This is a genomic window from Paenibacillus sp. 2TAB23 (genome assembly GCF_052115165.1).
Taxonomy (GTDB): domain Bacteria; phylum Bacillota; class Bacilli; order Paenibacillales; family Paenibacillaceae; genus Pristimantibacillus.
In genome coordinates this window covers 57,175-82,207 of record NZ_JBFRGD010000021.1, presented here as the reverse complement: position 1 = coordinate 82,207, position 25,033 = coordinate 57,175, and the positions used below count along the sequence as shown (strand labels likewise).

The window sequence follows — 25,033 nt, the reverse complement described above, 5'->3', positions numbered from 1 at the left end:
GGTGGTGATTAAATGAACGAATATGGTAGCTTGCCTCTCCCCTATCCGGATGAATTATTGTATGGCGTAATCACTCGCTATCACCTGCGTATGAACAACTCAAGTCCCAAATGGACGCTAAGAGAAGTATATGGCACGGAAAATGTTATTCCAACATTAGATCTTCCCAGTCACTTGGATGATGTCACTGAGCGGAGTTCACAAACAGGAATGTCTTCCGATCAGTGGATTGATGAGCATACGCTATATTCGTTCTATGCGCCCTTTCTTCCGATTGAACGCAGCAAACGACTGAAACAACTGATGAAAAGCAAACACGGCTCAGGTATTCATACGTTAGTTGGTATCACGGCTAGCACCATTGATCGAAGCGGTGAATTTAAGTTTTGTCCGGATTGTTACGAGGCGGATATTAAACAGTTTGGGGAGCCTTACTGGCATCGCATTCATCAAATTACTGGTGTAATGGTTTGTCCATTCCACTGTGTTTTACTGCATCGAATAATATATCCTGTGGCTGAGCGACACGGATTAACAGTGCTGCCTATTTCCAGATATTTGTTTAAGTCGCAGCAAGTTCAGAAGGATTTATCAGACAAGCTTAAATTAAAGTTGTTTGACATTGCTCTGGATGTTCAACAGCTAATAAGCGTAGGAAAGTCGCTTGATCTATATAATCTCCGTAAGTCATTACTTTATAAATTAAACGAACACGGATGTTTGACGCCAGGTAAACACATTCGACAGAGTAAACTTGAAGATCAAATCAGGGGCTACTACGGTCGGGAATTACTTGAAATGCTAGATTGTATGATTTATGGGGAGTATTATTCATGGCTGGCAGTGGCAGCTAGGAAAGCTCGTAGGGCTGTTCATCCGTTGAGACATCTACTGCTGATACACTTTCTATTTGGATCCTTCTCGGACTTCTTAGGGCAAATGAAGACAGTCTACTCTCCTTTCGGAGAAGGTCCATGGCCTTGTCTCAATAAGGCTGCAGATCATTACAAAGAATCTGTTATTGAAGGTATAAGGATTACTCGTTGCACGGACACAGGTAATCCGGTGGGCACATTTACATGTAGATGTGGTTTTTCATATTCAAGAAGAGGACCAGATCATAATATGGAGGACCGTTTGCGGATAGGTCGTATTAAAGCCTTTGGCCATGTATGGATGAACCAATTAGAGAATCATATGCAGAATGGTTTATCATATCGGGCAACAGCCGGGAAATTAGGGGTGGATACGAAAACAATCATTAAATATGCACGCTATGATCAGGAAATTCAGAAAGCATGTCCTGAAGAGTCTCCACCGTCTCAAAAATCTATAAAAGTACAGCATCGGAGAATGAGACTTGCTTCGGGTTACGTTCGGATAGATTGGGAGAAGCGTGATCTCGCATTAAGCTGGGAGGTTGAAGAAGCTTGTAAAACGCTGCTTGATGAAAGAGATACTAAGCCTGTTCGAATCACTATTGCTTCAATAGGCAAGCGTATTGGAAGACTATCGTTGCTTGAGAAACATAAAGAGAAGCTTCCTGTCACAATAGGAATCCTGTCGAACTATCTGGAGTCAGTGGAACAATTTCAAATTCGAAGAGTTCGATGGGCAGTGGAACAAATGAAGGATGAGTTTCCCATCAAAAGATGGAAACTTGTCAGGAAAGCTGGTTTAAGACCGGGATATTCACAAACTGTGTCCGAAGTGCTTGAATGCTATAGCGGTTATGGATTGCATACATTGGAATACACAAATGAGGTGACGACACAGTGCGTACAATAGGATTTCGACCTTGGACATTTTTAGAAGATGAAGATGTCGAGTTGTTTTGGTTTGGCTCGCCTTATATTAATTATAGGAGAGATTGGAGTGTTCGAATTGCATTTAAAAGGGCTTCTGGTGATCTGAAAACCCTGACTTACCCATGGGGGAAAATGCCACTATTAAGATTGGGTCAAATTTATACAAATGGTAACTTGAATCAAGTTCGCCCGATAAGTGGGTCAGCCTATAATTTCACAATACCATCTCTAGATTCAGGGGTGATTGTGAATTCCTTCAAACTACCAAAGAGCCTTATTGATTTTGGCAAGAATCCTGAGCTAGGCATGCAAAATATCATTCAATATTCTATTAGAGGATTAACATTTTGTATTCCTGTTATGGAGCTGCTTAGAGCAATGTTTATTAATTCAAAACTATTAGCTAATTCTTTGTTAGAGCCACATGGCTTGGAACAACTTATTGACAAGTGTGAGTTTGAAAGAAATGTTCTTCATTTTCATCTAGGCAACCGTGTTTCTAGTACGTTGGCTACGGAGAGTAATGCTCGTCTCATATCATGGATATATTTAGACTTCAAAATAAAAGCTATGTGGGATTCTGTATATCGAATTTTGTTTAGTCAAGCCGTGAATGGATCGCCTATAAATCCTTCCATTACGTTAAGGAGAGGCATTCCTCTTAGTGTAGAGTTGCCACCAACAGGCCCAATTGAAATGACAGTTCGAGGCGAAAAGTTTTTAAATACAATTTTGGTTAAAGAAATTATTGGTTTTGGGGGATTTACACATCCGGCCAATGAAATTGAATTCTGGCATCCTTCTAAGAAGCGACAGGAGCCTGTTTTCGGCGAAAAACGTTTACGGATAACGTCTCGTAGTAAAAATGACGACATTGTGATTAATGATGAAAGTGAAAATGCAAAAGAAGATACCAATCAGGATGTTTTTGAGGCCCCTCCTACCTACATGAAGTTTATTAATTTTCCAGTAGTAAGGACTCGAAAGAAAAGCGTAAGGCGAACGAATACAGGCAACGATGTCATTGTTAACTCTGGTAAAGGCGGCAAATCTTTAGGGGATGCAAAAGAAGTGAGTGTGCAGGATTCAATCGTAGGTGGAGATACGCCGCCCATTGATTTTCAAACGTTAGAGATGGTTCCAGTTTCAGAAGCAATTGGCTTGGAAGACTTCTTTAAGATGATAAGTATGCTGCAGGAGATGACTTCGTATTCTATTCGAATGTCTGTAGTCCGAGTACCTCCATGCAAGCGGTTCTCAATTTGTCCGAATGGAGCTCGTCGGACTTGTGCTATTGTTCAGGTATCGAATGATGTTAACACCAAATATATAGTCGAGGTTGCTAGGCCAGATGATTGGTCGATATCGACGCTAATCTTGCAACCACTGAAAGAAATGTCACTCAAGACGATCGAAAATGAAATTAAGTTACTTCTGGACGGTTTAGTGCAGAGAAGTGGTCATTGGGATAAGAAAGTTTTAGAAATTCGCGAAAAATTGTTAATAGGAAAAGTGAAGCATTATCAGAATGATTCTATAAGTGCTTGGGCATCTCGTGTACAGGATAAGATTCATTACTGAGTTAAAGGAATTACTCTAGTAGGTCACGAACATCTCGTGTAGAATAAGTGTAATACAGTATTTTCCTCCTGGTCAAATAGTCTTACCTGTGATATCCTGGTTCAAAACAAAGAATAGGTGGAGCTTAATGAGTGGTCGAGTATTTAATGTTCTAGATTTGTTTTCTGGAGCTGGTGGAATGGCTGAAGGCTTTCTACAAGCGGGATTTAAAATACCCAATGCATGCGATTATAGCGCTGAAGCAGCATTAACTTATAAACATAGGCATCAACAATTAGGTTATGCAGACCTGGGTTTTTATCAAGGCGATATTAGGAAAATAGCAACACCTAAAAAAATTAAAGAATTTATACAAGACAACGAAATATCAGTAGTTGTAGGTGGGCCGCCGTGTCAAGGTTTTAGTTTGACTGGTAAGAGAGTTCAAGATGATCCAAGAAACTATCTTTTTATTGAATATTTGAAAATAGTGAAAATTGTGAAACCTAAATACTTTGTTATAGAGAATGTGGAGGGAATACTCTCGTTTAAAGTAAGTGGTTTAAAGGCAATAAGTCGTACAATTTATGATAATGTAACAGTGCCTGAAATAATTGTTAAAGAAGCTGAAAAAATTGGCTATAGGGTAAAATATAAATTGTTAAATGCCAAAAATTATGGTGTTCCTCAAAATCGCCCCAGAGTTATTTTTTTAGGACATCAAATTAAACGTGAAAAAGGAAAGATAATTGATATCGTACCACCACCGGATTTTCCTGCATTCCATGAAACTATAACAACTGTTTCTCAAGCCATTTCAGATTTAAGGTTTGTAAAAAATGGAGAGACAGCAGAATCATATAACAGCAGATATAAAACTTCTCCATACCAGATAGCATTAAAAAATGGTTTAACTCCTAACATAAATGGTGTTGGGATAAGATCAGTTAGTTTAACTAATCATTCTGCCTCTAACCATACAGATAAAGTAGTGAAGAGGTTTAAAAAACTAAAACCCGATGAGAGTATCGCACAATTATTAAACCGAATAGATGAGAAAGAACTTGAAGAATACAATACTAAGAAATATAGATGTACAAAACTTCATAAAGACAAAGTCTCTCCTACTGTTCTAACGTTGCCTGATGATATTATCCACTATGATCCACACAATCCAAGAATATTGTCTGTCAGAGAATTAGCAAGATTACAATCATTTGATGATTCTTTTGAGTTTCTGGGTAAACGGACAACTGGTGGAGATAGAAGGAAATATGAAACTCCCCAATATACTCAAGTAGGAAATGCAGTACCTCCAATGTTTGCTAATGCAATTGCAATTGAGATTATGAAAGCTCTAAAAAATAATGATAATGAGTGATGCATAATGACCGAGAAGGATTTGTTGAAGTTTAAAATTAGTACAGGTTTAAAAAATCTAATAGGTAAAGAACTAATTACAGATGAATTAATAGCTATATTTGAGCTGGTTAAAAATTCATATGACGCTCATGCAACTAACGTGAAGCTTTATTTTAAGAATACAAAATCAAATAATTCCAAAATTATAATAGTCGATAATGGTAAGGGAATGGATATCGAAGATATTCAAGATAAATGGTTGTTTGTAGCGTATTCTGCTAAGAAAGATGGTTCTGAAGATGAAAAGGAAAAAGAGGACTATCGTGAAAAGCTAAAGTCTTTGAGAGGCTTTGCGGGAGCTAAAGGTGTAGGTCGTTTTTCATGCGATCGTCTAGGAAATAATCTTAATCTTATTACTATTAAAGATAAAAATAATGCTGTCATAGAAAATATCACTGTTAAATGGGAAGAGTTTGAGAAGAATAACAAAGATGAGTTTGCAGAAATAGGAGTTAAACATAAAGTCTTAGAGAACACAGAGTATGATATCTCCCATGGTACGATTTTAGAAATAACGGGTTTAAGGGATGAGTGGAAAAGAGAAAAATTAATTAAGTTAAAAAATTCCCTAGAGAAGTTAATTAACCCAAATCAGCAAACAGAGGATTTTAGCATTGAGCTAATTGTAGAGGATGAAGTCAATGATGACAAAAAGGCTCCACAATATAATAAAGTAAATGGGTTTATTAAAAATTCAATTTTTGAAGTGCTTAAAATTAAAACTACTAAGATAAATGTATTAATTGAAAATAAAACAATTACTACCACACTTGAAGATAGAGGAAAGCTTATATATAAAACAATTGAGAAAAATCCTTATATAATTGAAGATATCAGTTTCGAATTGTTTTACCTGAATCAAGCTGCTAAAAATAATTTCACAAAGTTAATGGGAATAAGGCCGAAATCATACGGTTCGATTTTCATGTATAAAAATGGATTTCGAATCTATCCATTCGGTGAAGCAGGCGAAGATCCGTTGAAATTAGATATGCGAAAAAATCAAGGGCATAGTCGATTTCTCGGCACTCGAGAACTTATTGGAAGAATTGAGATCACTGATTTTTTGGATAACTTTATAGAAACTACAAGTCGAGATGGTGGACTTATAAAAAATAAATCTTATGAAGACTTAATTGAATGTTTTTATGATAAAGGTTTGAAAAAACTAGAAAAATATGTTGTGAGTATTATTAGATGGGGGGAGCCATATTTAAATTTAGACGATAACGAAAGGAATGCAGCATTAAACCCTGAGGATGTAAAATCAGAGATAATTGAAACAATTAAAAAAATATCTTTATCAAAAGATATTATTAGTGTAGAGTATGACCCCAACTTTATCGAGATAATTGAAGAACGTCAGCAAAACAGTGTCTCAAGAGTTATATCAAATTTAACAGTAAGGGCTTTAGAGAGTACCAATGATCCTGAGTTGCACAAGGATCTAGGTAGAATTGAAAAAAAATTTAACGAATTATTGATCGAGAGAAATGAATATGAGAAAGAAAGTGAACAGAGCAAAGAGCAGTTACAACAATTAAGTGAGGATCTTAATAAGACTGAGAGCCAAAATCTCTTTCTGAAATCAGTTGCCTCTACAAATGTAAAAGAAATAGTTAGTTTGCAGCATCACATTGATCACGGGACAGTGAAAATCGGCAATAGTCTTAATGGTTTGAGAGAAGCTATCAAAAATGATGCTTCAAAACAGACCTTAATGAAATTTGTTGAAAAAATAAGCTTAGAGAACGAAAAAATTTCAACAATTGCAAGATTTGTTACTAAAGCAAATTTCAATACTACTTCTAAAACAATAACACGGGATATAGTTCAATTTGTTAATGAGTATATTGAAAATGTCTATTTGCATTATGAAGATTTAAATATTAATAATACATTGCTTAGTATAGCGATTGATAACTCTAAAGATATAACCTTTAGCTACAAGTTTAAGCCATTAGAAGTTATTATTATTGTAGACAATTTACTTAGCAACTCCTATAAAGCTGGTGCGAAAAATGTTCAAATAGTTTGGGAGAATGATACAGCGGATACATTGAAATTGATATATACAGATGATGGGAAAGGCATAGAGAGCAGGATAGTGGATAAGATATTCAATTTTGGTTTTACAACTACGGATGGTTCTGGATTGGGGCTATTCCACGTCAAACAGTTATTAGAAAATATGCATGGGAGAATTTCAGTCAGTACAAATAAAGCGCAGGGTGCAGAGTTTATTTTGGAGGTTCATAATGGGGCTGGAGTATAAGATATTATGGTTTGAAGATGACGCTGAGATTGTTGCCGAGAAAAGAGAAGTATTAGATGAATACCTAATGGAGTATGGATTTAAACTTCATATTAAACATCACGAAAATGGGCGTGACTTGGAAGAATTAATTAAAGAAGATTACGACTTGATTTTAACTGATTTAAACTTAAGTGAGGAAGACACTGGTGACAAAATATTAGACAATTTAAGAAGTCATAATATATTAACGGAAGTTTTGTTTTATTCAAGTAATGCAACTGGTATAAACGATATTATTACAAGACATAAATGGGTAGAACGTGTTTCATTTTTAGTTGGTGCAAAAGAACTTTTAAGTAAGATTAAACAGTTGATTTCACTTACTATTAAAAAATTGCAAGAGGTTAAGACCATGAGAGGATTAGTAATGTCTGAAACGAGTGAATTAGATGTTAAAATGACAGGGATTATTCTAGACCTCATCTCAACATGTGGGGATCAAGACGGAAAGAAGCAAGAGATAATTAATAAAGTGATTATAAATAGAGAAGAAAGATTAACTAGATACAAGTCAACAGCAACTATTGAAGTTATTGAGCAATTGTGTGGAGAATTAGAAGCTAATGACAGATTAAGTGCTATTAATCGATTAATAAAACACCGACATCAAGAACTCGGGACAGCATTATTCTCAGATAATAAAGATATTCTTCAAGCTTATAAAACTGAAATACTTGATGTTAGGAATGCATTAGCACACTCGGAAGTAATTATTGTAGATAATAAAAAAGTGATTAGAAGCCATGTAAATAAAATGGAAGTAACATTTGATGAAGATACTTGCAAGAAGATAAGAAGAGATTTAATAAAGCATACGGGTAATTTAATTAACCTAAGGGAAAAAATTCAATCAACGCTATAGCCATCTTTGCTTTATGCTGATTTTGTTGCAAAAAGTACATTTTAGCCAGCGCACCTTAATGTCTTGTAATGTAATAGACATTGGCATGTTAAAGCAGTTTTCATTGTTACATTCAGGACATTTATACGCAATTGTTTTCAACAGCATAGTTTCACTCCCCATTCTATTTAAAATGTGCCCTTTCTAAAATGTATTTAAACATTTGGAATTTATGTACCCATTTCTAAGCAGAATGACTCTTATTTTTCACTTCAGTCTAATACTTTATTTTTTCACTTGTAAGGAATTGATTCTTAAGTTATAGTTCATAGTCTAAAACTTATTTCTCAATACCTGACGATTTTCAAACTCAAAAACCGCGTCAAATCAACAACTCCAGTCTAATACTTTATTTTCTTCGTACATGGGGGTTTGTTTTGTAGACTTGCATTAAAGTTTGCAAGTTTACAGTTAGCCAACAAAGTCTACCACTCAATCAAATAAGTTTACCACTAAGCCGGCGAATTTCAGGTATCCACCCCTGATTTTCGCTCGGCTTTTTTTCGTTTTTCCCCGGACATTATTTTCCCAAGCTTTCCCCGAATCTCTTTCTCCCGCCTTACTTCCGCATCCACAACATCAAGAATAGCGCTACACGCCTGCATTCTCAGGCCTATCTTCAGTTTTTTATCCCTCTCATGAAAGCTCTTCTTAGGTGTTTCTCGACTTATTTTCCGATCCTTTACCCGAACGATTTCGTCCTGAGCTCAGCTCATTCCCTACGATCTTCCCTGATTTTACATCAAACCAATTTTGCCTTTTCTGCTCTGATTTTGCTCGATTTTTTGTGATTTTCTCGATCATATTTTGGGATTCAGCGGCAAGCTTATTTTACTTCAGGGATTTGGAGAGAGTGACGAAGAACCGCTATGAAGCCTTGTGAGGCGTGGGTTTGAGGGGGGTTGGAGGGGGAGGGAATGGAGTTGGAATCTTATTTGCAGTCCACATCTTGGCGTATTTGGCGTTGCGATTACGAATATGATTGGGCTTACTGGGGGATCTGTATCTCATTCGTCATTGACGAATGGTTAAGAGAACTTATCTTGCTGAAGAGATGGAGATTGCGGATGTGGCATAGATAGGAAACGCTATTTTACAAAATGATACCCATAGTCCGTCGACTCTGCCGGGCGTCTGCGATTAAATGAAATTGCGGCTTAGGAATGCACGGACTTGAGAATATCTTCTATGAGCACATCAGGTGTCTTCGTTCAAGCCGAATCTACGGGATAAGGGAGCGTATTTTCTAAAATCAAAGCTTAACGCAAAACGCTGCAAACCGCAGCAATCGGAACAATGGCCATTCAAAGCTTGTTTGAAGGGGGTGCAGCTTTCGGCGCGGATGTGACGGCCACGTCCCGTTGGTTAAGCAGTTCCGCTACCTGGACAAGGAAATGGACCGCATCTTGCTGGAGAAAACCGGCGAGCCGGACGGTACGAGAGAAGGGCAACTTAGTTTGCTGATCGAGGAAGGCAAGGAGGTATCGACCGGCATCTGCCGCACGAACCGAGCGGGGTAGACTGGTCGCTGGGACGTGCAGAGCTGTAAGATGATCAATCCGACGCACGATGGTGCCGCTCCGCTTCGCGAGTGAGTCGCTTAAGATGAAAGTGTTGTTTGACAAAGGCGAGTTTTTGTAACTGACGTCATCGAGCAATGAATAGACGCTGCCACGTAGGACATCTGAAATGGAATAGCCTTTTTTTGACACGTAACGACTTTCGGCGTGGACATCGGATCCACGGTCCTCGGCAACTGTTTGTAATTGGTACTTATCGTCCGTCGACTTATCCATTCTTTTCCTATTACGATCAGAGGATGGAAGGGAGGCACATACAACAAGGTGTTCAGACTAGGTTACGCAAACAATATGAAAGGGGAGAATCATTGTGAGCTTGTTCAAAGCCAAAAGCATCGGCATGCGATGGACCGCTTGCTTGGTGATCGTCGCGATGCTGAGTGGCAGCTTGTTAGCGGGGTGGGCGCAGGCCGAGGAAGGCGTGCCGGATCGGCAGTCCCATATCCTTAAGTCCGAGTTGGATCCATCCACGGAAGATCCGATGTGGGATCATCTCGTCAAAATATTCGATTACTCTGAAACGGATCTGCTGAATAATATGAGAGTCACGCCTGACGGACGTTATGTCGGCTTCCTCCACTACAAGCTGGAAGGGGCGGAGTTTCATTCAGAGATCATTTTGTTCGACCGAAAGACCGGCACGCAGGAGTCCATTCTAAAAAATGTGTTCGGGCTGGAGGCTGTGAAGTTCGAGATGACGCCGGATGCTCGTTCGTTTGCCATAGTAGGCGCGGAGAGCATTTTCGCCCAGCTTAACAAGCAGGTCTATCTTTTTGACCGTACGACCCAAGAATCAATCCTAATCAGCAAACAAGCGGATAGTGACGATCCCGGGACGGGGATGAGCGACAATCCCTCCATTAGCGCGGACGGCCGTTACGTGGCATATGATTCCGGCGCCGCGGATCTCGTCCCGGATGACACGGACAACCGCGATGTTTTTGTATACGACCGCGATAGCGGCTCGAACACCAAGATCAGCTCGACTATTGAGCCCGACTCGGACTACAGCGAACGGCCTTCGATCAGCGCGGACGGCCGCTATGTCGCCTTCGAGTCGGATTCCGGTTACCTTGTCGAGGAAGATAATGATTCTAGCAAGGACGTCTTTATCCTTGACCGCACGACTGGGACGAAACGACTCATTAGCGTGACGGCTTCAGGCGAGCAGAACGGGGAGGAGAGCGGCAGCCCGATAATAAGCGCCGACGGCTCGATCGTTGTGTTCGAATCGGATGGCGCCTTGGAGGACGATGATACGAACGAGCTCAAAGACATCTACGTCTATCGTGCGTCCAACGGTGGCATCGAGCGCATATCCGTCGCGCCGGACGGATCGGAGCTCGGGAACGGGAGCTACGAGCCGCGTATGAGCGCGGACGGACGGTATGTCTCTTTCGAGACGACGCTCCATTCGTCGGAGTTAGAACAATCTTTGATTGCTTCGGTGGAGACCGGCATCACGAAGGAAGCGAACGTTAACGCGTCGGATCCGGCGTTGAAGCTGCCGCTTACGGACGTAGTGCTTAGCGATGGCGCGGAGGTCGCCGTATTCAGCGCCGGATACAGCGATGGGGGCCCTGTGTCAGAGGATGAGCAATTGCGAGCGGGGTTGTTCATTGCTTCGAAGACCCGTCCCGATGACGGTGCCCCGACATGGCCGGAAGGCAGCAAGCTGGAAGCAACCGACATCCGTTCGGACCGGGCGACATTAGCTTGGGGAGCGGCTGCCTCAACCAGCGGAATTAAGGCGTACCGCGTCTTTGCGAATAACGAGCAGATTACTGTCGTTGACGGCAGTGCGTTGACGTATACGGCTGGGGGACTCACTCCTGCAACGGAATATATTTTTCGTGTAGAGGCTGTAAACGTGAATGACATTTCGTCCACCGACGGACCTGTCGCGCGCGTGAATACGCCAGCGGACGACAAAACGCTCGAACTGAGCCTGACATTCGACAAGATGACACCGGCTAAGCTGCCGAAGTTGAACAGTACGTTGAAAATCAAAGCGAAGGCGATGACCGGACGCGCGATTGCTGCCAAAGTCGCTTACGAGACATGGCTGGACGAGTCGGGCAACCAACTGCCGGCTACCCGCAGGGCCGAGTCGTCGATCGAGCTCGTCGAGACGCAGTTAGGGTCGGGCGAATATGGAGCGACGTTCAAGGTGAAGGTAGGCGTCGCGCGGATACTGTCGGTGACGGCCGTCATGGAAGGCGCCGCAGGAGGACCCGTGGAGAAGACGGCGGCAGGCTTGCCGCTATGGGTCCCCGGAAATTTGAAGGTTACGTTTGACAACCCCGGTCAAGTCAATCTTGACGGTGCGTATTTATCGGTGTCCAGTGCGACAGGAGAAGATGTGTCGATGAGATTGATGGGTGACGGGCCTGCAGAGCTGGAAGGATTGATGCCGTCCGAGGACTATACGGTCTCGCTGATGTCCTCGGAGGGCAAATCGCTCGCAAGTCAAGCGCCCGTACAAGTGTCGGCAGGATTAATTTCCGCGTTGTCCTTGACCGTCAAACAGCCCGTCCGTCTGGCGTTCGAAATCCGTGATCAGGGCAATAATCCGGTGCCTGGTATTAGCGTCGAGCTTTGGGATGCTTCTCAAGAGAACTATCTGTCGACAGCGGTGACAGAGGAAGACGGCCGCTCAAACCTGATTGAGCTCGAGGATGCTGCCTTGAAGTATACCGTGAAGGCCGAGCTTGAAAATACGGAATTCGACGAGATGGCGCCGTTAACGTTCTCGGTTGTCGGCGGCGATCAGATAGTCAAGCTGGCTGTCAAGCGAACGCCTGAGGGCAAATTGAAGGGCAGGGTGCTTGATCCCAAAGGCCAGCCGATTGCGAATGCGCTTGTATCCGCGACTCAGATGCATAAGGGAAAGCCGGTCGTCCGCAAAGCGTACACGGGACCATCAGGCTCCTATGAATTGACGCTGTATGCCGGAGAAGCGGCTATCCAGGCGGCTAAGTCTTCTTTTAACTATAATTCGGAGGAAGGCTTAACCGTTTCAATCGTCAATGGCGTGACGAAGACACTGGATATTCCGGTAGCGACTTTTCCGACGGGGATGGTGACGTTAAATGTCCATCTCAAGCCAATCGGCGGCGAATGGCAGGGGCCGATCGATATGGAGGCGCTTCGGTTCAGTGCTACGCTAAAGGGTAGAACGAGCAACCGTGTCAGTTATTTCCATAATATAGTTACGCTTCAAGGCTTGCCCGGCGACAACGTAGAGGTATGCGTGAACGGCGTAATCACGAGAACGTTCATGCAGTGCACGAATGTCGTGCTGGATGACAACGCGAATGCGACGGCCGAGCTGTGGGTCGAGGAGAAAGGCGGGCTCGTCAGCGGGAGCTTTGACTCCAATCTCGAGGCATGGACGAATGTGACACTGTACGAAGTCACCGATAAAAGCTATGTTTACGCGGACTCCCAAAGCTACCGCGGAGGGAGCTTCCTCGTACATGCGCCAAAAGCGGGAACCTACAAGCTGGATCTTACGCGCAGGGATCCGGATACGGATGCGCTTTGGACGGCTTCGGCTCAAGTGACCGTTCGAGAGAGGGAGACTCTGGATGTCGGCAAGCTGAGACTTGCGCCGGCGAGTTATTTCAGCAGCTCGAGATACAACGGCTTCATGGCGGAACCGAGCGAGGTATCGCCCGGCGCGACCGCCAATTTGCGGGCTTATTACCAAAATGGCTCGAAGGCTGCGATCGGCGGAGCTGTACTTCGAATGGAACTCCCAGTCGGCGTAACGCCGGTAGCAGAAGACGGCGAGGTTCTCGTTCGCGTGAACGGCGAGGCTGGAAGGGCCGTCATGAAGGACGGCGCGTTGGAAGTCCAGCTTGGTGACATCGCCCCGTATGCGAAAGGGGTGGTTATTCTTCAGGTGAAGCTGGCTGCGAATTATAGTCAAGGCCGTGCGAAGCTGGTAGCTCGGATCATGGGTACGTCCGAAGGGAAAACGGTGGACGAAGCGCTGGGCACCGCGGTGCTGGAAGTGCCGACTGTTACAATTGAAGCGCCCAAGACGGTCTCCACGTCCGTCGTCAAAATTAACGGACTGGCCCCCTCGTCCAGCCGAGTCAATATCTACGACGAGCAACTTCTGCTCGCAACCGTGAATGCGACATCGGCTGGCACTTGGCAAAGCGTGATCCAGCTGAGTCCTTCGGGCAGCTCGGATGTGCATCTGCTGTGGGCAGAGGCGGTGACGGGTGAGAGGACAATCCGCACGGATCGCAAGCTGCTGAGCTACGACGAGGCGGAGCCAACGCTCCAATCGATTGACATGGTCCAGTATCCGGACGGGAAGTGGGTTCGTCTGGATGTCGCAAACGGCATCGCTTCGCTTCCATACACGATCATGCCGGGTCATCCATTCGAATTCGTCCTGCAGTTCGACAAACCGGATCTAGTGAAAAACCTAAAGGTTTATCTGGGCGGTCAGATCGGTAAACCCGTCGCGGCAGAGAAGCATGACGACGGCAAGTTCAGGGCGACGGTCCCGACGACGCAGAATTCGCTCGGCGGCTTGTACGTGGCTTACGACACCGTGAAGCCGAAGGCCGTGATCACCCGGGATATCCCGACTGAGGAGGAGACGAACGCGCTACTACCTCCAGCATTCCGGGATTTCAAAATCGTCGAAAAGACCCCGTTCGCCCTAAAAGACGGCGTTTATTCTGGTCATGCCGTCTTTGAATTCCCTGAGGCGGAGAACATTCGGCTCGAAGCGAGCGAGCGCATCGATCTGACGCCAACGTCATATCTTCCGACCGTGGAAGAGATCGTAAAGGCGGAGGCGGAGGGCATCCCGTTGTACAACGTCACCTTCGACGTGAAGGAAACGGAGAACGGCGTCCTGGTCAATATGAAAGCGTATATGCCGAAAGGATACCTGTTCCCTGAGGACAAAGCTCCATCGGGCGTCCAGGGGATGGCTGCGTTCGACGAAGAGTTGGACCCGCTCGAGATTCTGGAAGAGATGGGCATCGAGACGACACCTTATCAAAAGGGAATGATTCAGGTATCCACTGATTACGCGATGACCTCTAAGAGTGCTTCCGATCCGCTCTTCTCAATCAAGGATCAATATGAGGGCTACAAAGGCTACGCCGGCAAAATCATGAAGATCATGGAGAATGTCGGATCCTCATCGGTATGTCCGGAAAATATGGAAGCAACCGGCGAACAGGCTGGTAAGGCGCTGCTGGCCACGGTCGGTGGTGAAATCGCGAAGACCGCGCTCGGCGCTTGGACGGGTGCGATGATGCTGGAGGGACCGGTAGGGTTCCTGGCCGGCTACGCGAGCAAATACGTCACCAACAAGATCGACAGCTATGTCGACGAGCAGATCGGACTTGTCGGATCAGCGGGGCCTACGGATCCTGCCGCTTGTCAAGACGATGACCTCGAAGACCTGGACGAAGAAAACATTTACAAGAAAAGATTGAAGCGGGTCGCCCGTATGAAATGGATTTACGATCCGAGCGGCTATGTGTATGAAGCGGTTCCCTCCAACCGTCTGGAGCAGGTGAAGGCGACCGTGCTCTTCAAGGATACAAACTCGGGTAAGTGGAAGGTGTGGAACGAAGCGCCGGATTACGGGCAGATCAATCCGCAATACACAGACGCTCAAGGCCGATACGGCTGGGACGTCCCTGAGGGCTTTTGGAAGGTTGTCTGGGAGAAGCCGGGGTATGAGACTTCTTACAGCGAGGAGCTGAAGGTACCGCCTCCGCACTTCGACGTCAATGCGGGGCTCGTCTCGAAGGCGCCGCCGACTATAATAGGTATCGAGGCCATTGCCGGAGGCGAAGGTAAAGGCTATATCGACATGACGTTCAGCAAGTACATGAAGGCAGACGGGATGGTAACGGACGGGACGGTCGTCGTGACAGGCCCTGACGGAACCGTAGCTGGTACTGTCGCTTATATAGAACCGCAAGAAACAGGAGGCGCGAAGCTAGCCCGCAAGATTCGATTCACGCCGAGCGGGAGCAGCTTGACGGAGGGAATTGAATATAGCGTCGATATCCAGCCGGAACCGTTCATCAGCTACGCGGACGTGAAGATGCTGGTCGGAACGGCGCAAACGGTCAAGGCTGTCCTTCGAGACATGTCGGGCCCGGTGCCGACTTCGGCTTCGGCGGTGGGGGGCAATGCAGCGATCCGAATTTTGTTCGATGAAGGATTGTCTCTGAGCGCGCTCCTGGATAGAGAGGCGTTCACGATCGGCGGGTCGAACCGCACGGTTCAGTCTGCCGTCGTAGAGGTACCGACTGGGAACGGGCAGCCGCAGGCGGCGATTCTGACGCTCAGCGGACCGATCTCCCAAACGGATGGCGTCACGGTGCATATTGCGGCTGGCGCAGCGACCGATGCGCTCGGCAATTCGTCCGTCGATGGAACGCTTCGGCTGTCCGGTGCGAACGCTACGCTGAACGGGTTAGAGATCGAAGGCGGCATGCTGACCGAGACGTTCTCTCCCGACAAAACCAACTACACGGTGAAGGTAGGCGCAGATGTCGTAAAGTTCAAGCTCAAAGCTTCCTTGGCGCAAGCCGGCGGCAAATTGTCCGTACGGGACGTTCCGCTTGAAGACGGCGAATTCCGTACGATTGGCATTCCGAGCGACGATTTAACACCGATCAAGGTCGAGGCCGCGAACCACCCTGAAGTATATAATGTATACACGCTGAAGATCGTACGCGGTTCCGAGCCTGGACCTGGTTCGGGCAACGGCAATGGGGGAACGGGCGGATCAAACAACGGAGATTCTACGGACATCGGCCGTGACGCGGAGGTGACGGGCAAAGAAGCGGACGGACGCAAGGAAGCGGTCGTCTCGCTAAAGGCCGCGACGGTACTGGCTGCGCTGAAGGCAAGGCAGGACGGAATAGAGCTGCTCCTCAATGCGCCTTCAGGATACGATTCCTATGATATCGTCATTCCCGCAGAAGCTTACCGTGCGCTCACCGGAGCGAAAGCGAAAGTGACGCTCAAGGCCGAAGCGTTCTCCATCACCATAAGCACCGATGGCTGGCATGGCGTCAGCGATAAGACGAATCTCGTACATCTGGTTGTTAGCCGGGCTTCGATCGGCGACGAGCGGGCATGGCTGGAAAGCTTAAGCGCCGACTCGAACGGGATGGACGCGCGGACCGGACTGTACCGGTTTGCCATGACGGCGGAAGAGGGGACGAATCAAATACCGCTAGATGCTTTGCTGCCGGATGCGATTAACGTCAAGTGGACCTTTATCGCTAATAGTGGTGCGCCAGGTATTTACCGCTACGAGCCGTCCAGCCCGAACTGGCGCTTCGTCTCTGAAATACAGCCAGCTGCGGCGCTTCCTCTCGGGAACGAAGCAGGCGGTTCGGCTTATTACGGAATCGTGGTATATGAGAGTCCTTTTGCAGATATTGAAAAGAACTGGGCAAAGGCAGACATCGACTGGCTTGCCGCTCGTTTGTACGTTAAAGGCGTGTCCGATGATGCCTATCAGCCGAATCGAAGCGTGACCCGGGCCGAATTCGCGGCGCTGGTCGCACGCATCGTCGGCGATGGGACACTGGATACGGTCGGCATATCGTTTGATGATGTGAAGCCGGGCGACTGGTACTACGATTCGGTTCGGAAGGCCGCCGCTCTAGGCCTGATTAGCGGCGACGGTACAGGCAAGTTTCGGCCGAATGACCGGATTACCCGCGAGCAAATGTCCTTGATGGCCTGGAGAGCTTACGCTAAGCTCGTACCCGAAGCAGTGGCGGCGACGGACGCGGAGAGTGCGGCGCTGCTGCAGCCTTTCACAGATCGAGACAAGATCAGCCAGTGGGCCCTTGCCGAGGTTTCATCGGCGATCAAGTTCGGTCTGCTGCGCGGCACGAACGCTAACCGATTCGACTCGTCCGGCATTGCCATCCGAGCGGAAGCTGCTACGCTGATCAAGCGTATCGTTGAGCGGCTGAATAAGTAAATTGGGCTATAGGAGTGCAGGGTGCTGCTTGTTGAAGGCAGTTATCAGTAATATGAAATCACAACTCGCAAGAAGGCGCCTATCATAACCTGAAAGGATCGAACTGGATTGGACGCAGGGAATTTTCCCTGCGTCCTTTTTTTATGGGCCAAGGATCGGTAGGGCCTTGCATAAGGAGGAGCCTGCATGTTAACGATCAATTTCCAAAATGTTAAAAAGTATAACGCTGCACAACAAGTATTGGAAAACGTAACCTTTGAGCTGAATAACGGCGAAAAGTGGGCTCGTTGGTCGCATCGGGAGCGGCAATACGACGCTGCTGTGCATGCTTGCGACGCTGCTATGCATGATTACGAAGCAGGTCTAGTCCTTTATTTTCTTTCTACAGTAGAAGCCATTCGGGTTAGGAAGATGATCCCTGGCCGGTTTCTGTCTTGCGCAAATACGCCCCTGTTATCGAATGCTCGGCAGCAGCAAGCTGGACAGGAGTGCCTTCGAATACAATTCGACCACCTCGGTGGCCGCCCTCGGGACCCATATCAATAATCCAATCCGCGCTCTTAATCACATCCAGATTGTGCTCGATGACCACCACCGTATTGCCTCCGTCGACCAAGCGGTTCATAATGTCCATCAGACGCGAGATATCGGACATATGCAGTCCGGTTGTCGGCTCGTCCATAACATAGAGACTGCTTTCTTTGTGAAGTTCCCCGGCCAGTTTGATGCGTTGGCATTCCCCGCCCGACAAGGTGCTCAGAGGCTGGCCCAGCGTTACGTATCCGAGACCCACATCCTCAAGTGTCCGCATTTGACGGAGCAATTCCTTCCCGCTGAAGAACGCCGAAGCTTCTCGGACCGTCATAGCAAGGACGTCGCTGATGGATTTTCCGTTCAGTTTATACTGCAGCACTTCGTCGCTGAACCGCTTGCCCGCGCATATTTCGCATGTCGTCCTTATGGGCTCGAGAAAGGCCAAATCCGTGTATATCATCCCGAGACCCTGACAGTTGGAGCAGGCTCCCTTGGAGTTGAAGCTGAACAACGCTGCGCTCACTTTGTTGGCGGCTGCGAACAGCCGCCGGATCTCGTCCATCATCCCCGTATAAGTGGCCGTATTGGAGCGGATGGATGTGCCCACGGCCGACTGGTCGATAACGATCGATTCGGGGTGCGATGGTAGGAATGCTCCGTTAATAAACGTACTTTTGCCTGAGCCGGCTACACCCGTTACCACGGTCAGCACACCGACGGGTATTTCGACGGTCATAGCCTTCAGATTGTGCATGCTGGCGCCAGCTACGGTCATCCGACCCTTAGGCACCCTCGTTGAAGTTTTTAAGGGTAGGCTTTGCTTCAAGCACCGTCCTGTCAAGGTATCCGCTCGAAGCAAGCCCGCAAAGTCGCCTTCGTAGACGATTTCTCCGCCGAGGGCTCCCGCATAAGGTCCAACATCGATGATGTAATCGGCGATCTCCATGACTTCGCGGTCATGTTCAACGACGAGTACGGTATTCCCCTTGTCCCGGAGCTGCCGCAGCATACCGTTCAGCCGATGGACATCCCGCGGATGCAGTCCGACGCTCGGCTCGTCGAAAATGTAGATCATGTCGGTAAGACTGCTGCTCAGATGACGGACCATCTTGATGCGCTGCGATTCTCCACCAGACAAAGTTGCGGTCTGTCGATCCAGACTCAAATACTCCAGCCCGATGGAAACCAGATGGTTCAGCCGGTTCAGAATCCCGTCCATCATCGGGCCGGCAACGGGTTCCCGAATGGATTCGATCATACGTATTAGCTCTCCAATCTCCATAGCCGCGCATTGGGCTATGTTGTAGCCGTTAATCCTGCATTCCAAGGCCGCTTGATTAAGCCGGCTCCCCCCGCAAAGGTTACATTCCCTATTGAATAGAAAACGGTTAAGGGTTGCGCGTTTGGCATCGGACATCTCGCTGCTGTCCCGTTTTAAATACAGGCGGGTAAGCTTGGGCAGCAGACCTTCATAATCCGATTCAATATCGCCGCCTTTAGTGTGGTATACAATCTTGCTTTCTTTGCCGTGGAGGAGGGTATCCCATTCTGCCGGCGTATAGTCTTCGAGCCTCTTGTCGTTGTCGAACAAGCCGGAATGGGTATACGTATTCAAGTACCAGCTTCCTACTTTAAATACGGGGAACAGGATTGCGCCTTCATTCAGCGATTTGGACCTATCAAGAAGCTTGTCCACATCGAATTGCACTACCTGTCCGACTCCGGAGCATTCCGGGCACATGCCAGCCGGGTCGTTAAATGAGAAAACATGCGAATTGCCGGCAAATGGTTTACCGATTCTGGAGAACAGCAGCCGGAGCATTGCATAAATATCCGTGATCGTGCCGACAGTCGAACGGGAGCTGCCGCCGAGCCTTTTCTGATCAATCACTACCGCCGTAGATAAATTCTCGATGAGATCGGTATCCGGCTGACTAAACCGGGGAAGCCGATTGCGGATGAATGAGGAAAATGTCTCGTTAAGCTGCCGCTGAGCTTCGGCGCTGATGGTGTCGAAGACCAGAGAGGATTTGCCCGAGCCCGAGACGCCGGTGAAGATCGTGATTTTTCGCTTCGGGATGCGGACATTCACGTTTTTCAGGTTATTCTCGCGTGCTCCTACAATTACGATATCATTGACGTTCACTGACTCCACCTCCGACATCTATTTTCTGAACTTTCAAAGTAAAACGTCGAATTGTAACAACAGAAGCCATGAGTCGACGAATGTTCTCCGTGCAGATAGAGTTTGTTTGGCACCTGGATAGCCATGGGAATGTACAATGTTATGACTTCCCATCCCAATGATAAATGAGTTGTACAACGCCTGAGGAGAACGTTCTTGTTTGAACCATTTTTAAATTCAATCTCTGTGTTATATCTACAAACAGCGGTTTTCCTTCTCCCAAAACAACAGGGTGAACAGATAGTCTAAATTCATCAATAAGTCCTAAATGGATAAAAGTTGTAATAAGACTTGCTCCTCCATATAGCCAGATGTCTTTGCCAGACTTATTCTTTAATTCATTTACTTTTTCGAGAATACGATCATTTATGAATATTGCTTTATTGTCAGTCCCCATTTGCAACCTGGAAAACACATATTTCTCTTTACTATGAACCAATTCCCAAAATTCTTTTTCAGCATCCGTATGTGCAATTTCCGGAGTGAATTGTCCCCATAATTCATAGCTTTTTCTTCCATATAAAATGGTATCAATTTGATTTAAAAATTGATTAAACGCCAGCTCAGCGTCCATAATGCACCAATCGACTTCACCATTTTTCCCTTCAATAAAACCATCTAAAGTAACAGCTAAATCTAAAATTATTTTTCGTTTCATGATTGGTTACTCCTTTCGTTAATCTACCTCCCATTATAGATATCAAATACGTCACCTTATGTCATATTTATAAAAGAGAGAATATCTTTTTAATTATGAAACCAATAAAAAAATCTGGAATCGCTAAGTCCGGCACGGGATTTTGCCCAATCCGGATGTACAGCATTAATTTAAAACAAATCATACAAAAAGCCGGTTATTCAGGATCATCCTGAAAACCGGCTTTATCTTTTCCTATCAATCCATAAGAGTAGTTTATAAATATTCGCACTTAAAGCTTGAGAACTCGGCCTTGCTTTCTTCCCCGTAAGCATATAACCCGATGAGGACGCCTGTAAATCCTCCTGCTACCTCAGAGGATAGGTATCTGGTTTGTGCGGTGCCTAAGAGAGTATCCTTTCCGTTTGTATGAATGAGAAAGCTATAGCGCTCATGGCTTGCCTGTATGATCAGAGTGGCATGGTTGTCAGTCCCGAGGTCTACTTCATGTTCAATGGATTTAATATCTCCGATATTCAGGCGCTCAATAACTTTATATCCGGATCCAGCTTTACGTATAGCTAGATCATAATGATGGTTCTCATCCATATAAAGGGTAATGCCGGCTTCTCCGTGGGTGAGGCTGACATCGCATGATATGGCTGCGTTGAAGTCTCTTTGACGTATGCCGATAAAAGTCGGTGATGCTGGAGTATCCAGCGTCACAGCAGTTCCTTTAAGCGTTGCTTTATCGGATTCTAGGAGGTAATTCTCTGCAATCGGATGACGGAGATAGCACCAATCCAAATTCCAATTTGTATTCTCGAAGGTGAAAATCTTTTTCTCTTGTTGGATGACAAAATTAGAGCTCCGATCAATCTCAAAACTCGTAAGCGTGGTGCCGTTATGCCCTGCTGTAAACCAGCCATCCTCATTGAAGGTAACTGGTGTAAGGAAAACTTCGCGTCCGAGATGATGGTAGGTAAGCCATTGGCCGCTTTGACGGAAGCCCAGATGAAGCATCCACCAATTTCCTTCGTTATCTTGAACCAGATCGCCATGGCCAACACCTTGCAGCTCATAACCGCCAAGATTGCGGTTGGTCAGCACGGGATTATTCGGATAAGCTTCAAACGGACCGGAAGTTGTTTCCCCTCTCGCATAGATGACCATATGGCCATATTCCGTTCCGCCTTCAGCCGCCATCAGATAGTACAGGCCGTTTATTTTATACAAATGCGGGCTTTCCAAATAGCGTCCGCCTGTTCCCCGCCAAATGGAACGGCTCGGCGTCAATTTGCTGCCCGTTTCAATGTCAATTTCGCACTGAACAATGCCGCCTACCCCGTTATCATCTTTTCCGTTGCTCATAAAGAAGGCTTTTCCATCTTCAAAATACAAGTCGGGATCGATGCCTCCCTGTTCCACATAGACCGGTTCAGACCATTCATCGTAAATATCGTCGGTCCATACATAAAAATTCTGACGAGTGGTGTCATTGGTCGTGGTCATGTAGAATCTTCCGTTATTGTAACGTATCGTTGGGGCAAAAACACCGCCGGAGCTGCCCACCTTGCTGAGCTGAACCTGACTCTCTCTGGTTAGGCAGTGACCGATTTGCGTCCAGTTAATCAGGTCTTTGCTCTCAAAAATCGGTACGCCAGGGAAGTATTGAAAGGAGCTGCAAACCAGATAATAGCTGTCATCTACTTTGCATACACTAGGGTCTGGATAGAATCCTTTGATAACCGGATTATTGTATTTCATAGATCCTCCTCATTCCTAAATTCATGTTTATATAAATTTAATGTGATCAACAACTAAGGGAATTAAACACTATTGTTGAGATTGTTACAATAGATTAGACTTGAAGATTCCTGTTAATTCTATTAAATTCATAAATATATGATTTCAATCGCATGCAGTCAGGAGATTAGGATGATAATCAAAGCAAATGGGGAAGCGAAGTTCATGCCTTTGTATGAAGCGTTGGCAAGTGAGGTCAGATGGAAAATAATGAGTCTCCTTGCTGGCAATGAAATGAACGTGAAGGATATTGCGAATCACTTAGAACTCAGTCCCTCTATCGTAACCATGCACATCCGAAAACTCGAACAAGCGGGACTCATCGGAAGCCAAAGGGTACGATTGGACGGGGGGACGCACAAAATGTGTTTTCTCAAACAGAAAAGCATTGAGATTGAGCTGCCGTTCTTCGGACATCCCGCGAAGGTGAAAGAACAGCGTATTTCGGTCGGTCATTACACTGCATTTGAGGTATATCCTACTTGTGGGCTTGGCACGCTCGAGAAAGAGATCGGGGTATGGGATGACCCGCGGTATTTTCTTGATCCCGAGCGGGTTCACGCCGCCATTCTGTGGTTTGGGCGGGGCTATGTTGAATACAAAATGCCTAACTATCTGCTTGCAGACCAATCTGCAGACGCCATTGAAATATCAATGGAGATTGCTTCGGAAGCGCCAGGCTTAAGAGACTACTGGCCGTCTGATATTGCGTTCACGCTCAACGGCATCTCACTGGGCACGTGGACGAGTCCGGCTGACTTTGGAAGAGCTGCGAGGGGGAGGCTTACACCTGATTGGTGGCATCGGAATGTCAATCAATACGGGCTATTGAAAACGATTCGAATTGACGCAGCGGGTACATTTATGGATGAAGAACGTATGTCGGACGTGACTCTCAAGGATATTAAGCTGCAGGAGCCGTTCTGGACGCTTCGCTTTGCGGTTGATGAGCATGCTGTTCATGTAGGAGGATTGACACTCTATGGTGCGGGATTCGGCAATCACGATCAGGATATTGTCATTCGGGTTCATCTTAACCATGATGATTAATTCGATCAGCCGTGTGGTTGCCTGTATTCTCGCCAGCTCTGTCACGAACTGATGCGATAAAAAGGATAGAGCCGCTAAAGTAACATGAGTTATTGCGCATGATTGACTGAGTGCGTTAATAAACGCTATAATTTCCTTATTGTGCAAAAAAGTTTCGTAAGGATCGGAGGGGCGCGTATCAAACTTAAAGAAATTGCAAAAAAGGCAAACGTTTCGATTAGTACAGTGTCCAGGATCATTAACAATCAAGGCAATTTCAGTGAGGAGACCCGCAGGAAAGTATTGGATATTGCCAATGAGCATCTAAAACCGGGCGTCTCTCCCTCCCAGCTGGCAGGAACCCCCTATACGATAGCCGTAATCATCCCAGGCCATAATGATTTCTTCGATAATGACCCGTCTACCTCTGCCGACTTGAATCACTTAAAGGAAGAGTTCGAAGCATACGGTCATCAGATTGATATTGTGAAACACAGCACAGATTTGCAGTCCTCTCCGGCCTATAAGCTTTTGGGCGAGGGAAAAGCGGACGCAGCCATCATATTTGATCCTATTGTCAACGACAAGTTGTTTGAAGAGCTTGAAAGACTCGAAATTCCGTATTTGCTTACGAATGGAAGAACCTACAAGATCGGTCACAACTATATTGACTATGATAACCGTAAAGGCGCTTATGAGGTCATTCGGTATTTGCATGGATTGGGTCATCAGAAAATCGGGATTATAGCGGGGCCCAAAAACCACCTCGTGAACGTAAACCGTCTCGACGGCTGCAAAGATGCTTTTCGCGATTTTAAGCTGCCGTGGATGGAAAGCCATGTCGTATTGGGTGCATTCGATCCTGCTCATGGATATGAGGCAGTGAAGCAATTGATGAGCGAAGAGCCGTCTATAACGGCTATTTTTACGTTGAACGACATTATTGCTTTTGGGGCTATGAAGGGATTGGCCGAGCTGAACATCCGTATTCCGAGGGATGTCTCATTAGTTGGATTTGATGATTTGAAGCTATCGGAGTTCATGGTTCCGCCGCTCACGACTGTTCGAAGGTTTAGATACGATATAAGCTCGATCATTGTGAAAGTACTTACAGAGCTGATTACGAACAAAAATATCTCGGAGGTTAGCATCGGGTTAAAAACGGAGCTAATTGTACGGGAATCATGCGCTAAAGTGTCAACTAAAGTGTAGAACGACATAAAGTTCCGCAATAACCGTCCCTCAGAGATCATCA

General features: G+C 46.0%; 12 protein-coding genes. 8 read left to right on the top strand and 4 right to left on the bottom strand.

Annotation, left to right across the window (positions count from 1 at the left end):
- Positions 1–12 precede the first annotated feature (12 nt).
- The 5 genes from AB4Z29_RS24795 to AB4Z29_RS24775 all read left to right on the top strand — a co-directional run bounded on the left by AB4Z29_RS24795 (position 13) and on the right by AB4Z29_RS24775 (position 7,969).
- Complete coding sequence (locus AB4Z29_RS24795; RefSeq protein ID WP_441945667.1) at positions 13–1,788, top strand: TnsD family Tn7-like transposition protein; 1,776 nt, start codon at positions 13–15, stop codon at positions 1,786–1,788.
- Positions 1,776–3,389 carry a Tn7-like element transposition protein TnsE gene (locus AB4Z29_RS24790; protein WP_441945666.1) on the top strand — a complete coding sequence of 538 codons (1,614 nt, stop codon included), beginning with the start codon at positions 1,776–1,778 and terminating at the stop codon, positions 3,387–3,389. The genes AB4Z29_RS24795 and AB4Z29_RS24790 overlap by 13 nt, the downstream gene beginning before the upstream one ends.
- Positions 3,390–3,516: 127 nt before the next feature.
- Entirely contained in the window at positions 3,517–4,749 is a 1,233-nt protein-coding gene (locus AB4Z29_RS24785) for a DNA cytosine methyltransferase (RefSeq protein WP_441945665.1), read from the top strand.
- A gap of 6 nt (positions 4,750–4,755) precedes the next feature.
- Positions 4,756–7,065, top strand: coding sequence for a sensor histidine kinase (locus AB4Z29_RS24780; RefSeq protein ID WP_441945664.1), 2,310 nt, complete (start codon positions 4,756–4,758; stop codon positions 7,063–7,065).
- Positions 7,049–7,969 carry a hypothetical protein gene (locus AB4Z29_RS24775; RefSeq protein WP_441945663.1) on the top strand — a complete coding sequence of 307 codons (921 nt, stop codon included), beginning with the start codon at positions 7,049–7,051 and terminating at the stop codon, positions 7,967–7,969. The genes AB4Z29_RS24780 and AB4Z29_RS24775 overlap by 17 nt, the downstream gene beginning before the upstream one ends.
- Positions 7,970–9,312: 1,343 nt before the next feature.
- Here the strand turns inward: AB4Z29_RS24775 and AB4Z29_RS24770 are convergent.
- Positions 9,313–9,804, bottom strand: a complete 492-nt coding sequence (locus tag AB4Z29_RS24770) for a hypothetical protein (RefSeq protein ID WP_441945662.1) — start codon at positions 9,802–9,804, stop codon at positions 9,313–9,315.
- A 94-nt stretch (positions 9,805–9,898) separates the two neighbouring features.
- Between AB4Z29_RS24770 and AB4Z29_RS24765 the strand changes: the two genes are divergently transcribed.
- Entirely contained in the window at positions 9,899–17,587 is a 7,689-nt protein-coding gene (locus tag AB4Z29_RS24765; protein WP_441945661.1) for an S-layer homology domain-containing protein, read from the top strand.
- Between the two features lie 403 nt (positions 17,588–17,990).
- On the opposite strand, the gene AB4Z29_RS24760 is transcribed toward AB4Z29_RS24765, so the two are convergent.
- The 3 genes from AB4Z29_RS24760 to AB4Z29_RS24750 all read right to left on the bottom strand — a co-directional run bounded on the left by AB4Z29_RS24760 (position 17,991) and on the right by AB4Z29_RS24750 (position 22,710).
- On the bottom strand, positions 17,991–20,285 hold the full coding sequence (locus AB4Z29_RS24760; protein ID WP_441945660.1) for an ATP-binding cassette domain-containing protein: 2,295 nt from the start codon (positions 20,283–20,285) through the stop codon (positions 17,991–17,993).
- A gap of 121 nt (positions 20,286–20,406) precedes the next feature.
- Positions 20,407–20,964, bottom strand: coding sequence for a dihydrofolate reductase family protein (locus AB4Z29_RS24755; RefSeq protein WP_441945659.1), 558 nt, complete (start codon positions 20,962–20,964; stop codon positions 20,407–20,409).
- Positions 20,965–21,219: 255 nt separating this feature from the next.
- Positions 21,220–22,710 (bottom strand): glycoside hydrolase family 43 protein, encoded by a 1,491-nt coding sequence (locus AB4Z29_RS24750; protein ID WP_441945658.1) that lies wholly within the window; start codon positions 22,708–22,710, stop codon positions 21,220–21,222.
- Positions 22,711–22,881: 171 nt separating this feature from the next.
- Here AB4Z29_RS24750 and AB4Z29_RS24745 point away from each other — a divergent pair, with 171 nt between their 5' ends.
- Positions 22,882–23,799: an ArsR/SmtB family transcription factor gene (locus tag AB4Z29_RS24745; protein ID WP_441945657.1), complete on the top strand. Its 918-nt coding sequence runs from the start codon at positions 22,882–22,884 to the stop codon at positions 23,797–23,799.
- Positions 23,800–23,940: 141 nt separating this feature from the next.
- Positions 23,941–24,990: a LacI family DNA-binding transcriptional regulator gene (locus AB4Z29_RS24740; RefSeq protein WP_441945656.1), complete on the top strand. Its 1,050-nt coding sequence runs from the start codon at positions 23,941–23,943 to the stop codon at positions 24,988–24,990.
- Positions 24,991–25,033: the final 43 nt, after the last annotated feature.

Excerpts from the sequence above, each read along its gene's own strand:
- AB4Z29_RS24770 (WP_441945662.1), bottom strand. The coding sequence starts at position 9,804 with ATGGATAAGTCGACGGACGATAAGTACCAATTACAAACAGTTGCCGAG.
- AB4Z29_RS24760 (WP_441945660.1), bottom strand. The coding sequence starts at position 20,285 with ATGTCGGAGGTGGAGTCAGTGAACGTCAATGATATCGTAATTGTAGGA.
- AB4Z29_RS24785 (WP_441945665.1), top strand. The coding sequence starts at position 3,517 with ATGAGTGGTCGAGTATTTAATGTTCTAGATTTGTTTTCTGGAGCTGGT.
- AB4Z29_RS24755 (WP_441945659.1), bottom strand. The coding sequence starts at position 20,964 with ATGAAACGAAAAATAATTTTAGATTTAGCTGTTACTTTAGATGGTTTT.
- AB4Z29_RS24780 (WP_441945664.1), top strand. The coding sequence starts at position 4,756 with ATGACCGAGAAGGATTTGTTGAAGTTTAAAATTAGTACAGGTTTAAAA.
- AB4Z29_RS24750 (WP_441945658.1), bottom strand. The coding sequence starts at position 22,710 with ATGAAATACAATAATCCGGTTATCAAAGGATTCTATCCAGACCCTAGT.
- AB4Z29_RS24745 (WP_441945657.1), top strand. The coding sequence starts at position 22,882 with ATGATAATCAAAGCAAATGGGGAAGCGAAGTTCATGCCTTTGTATGAA.
- AB4Z29_RS24775 (WP_441945663.1), top strand. The coding sequence starts at position 7,049 with ATGGGGCTGGAGTATAAGATATTATGGTTTGAAGATGACGCTGAGATT.
- AB4Z29_RS24795 (WP_441945667.1), top strand. The coding sequence starts at position 13 with ATGAACGAATATGGTAGCTTGCCTCTCCCCTATCCGGATGAATTATTG.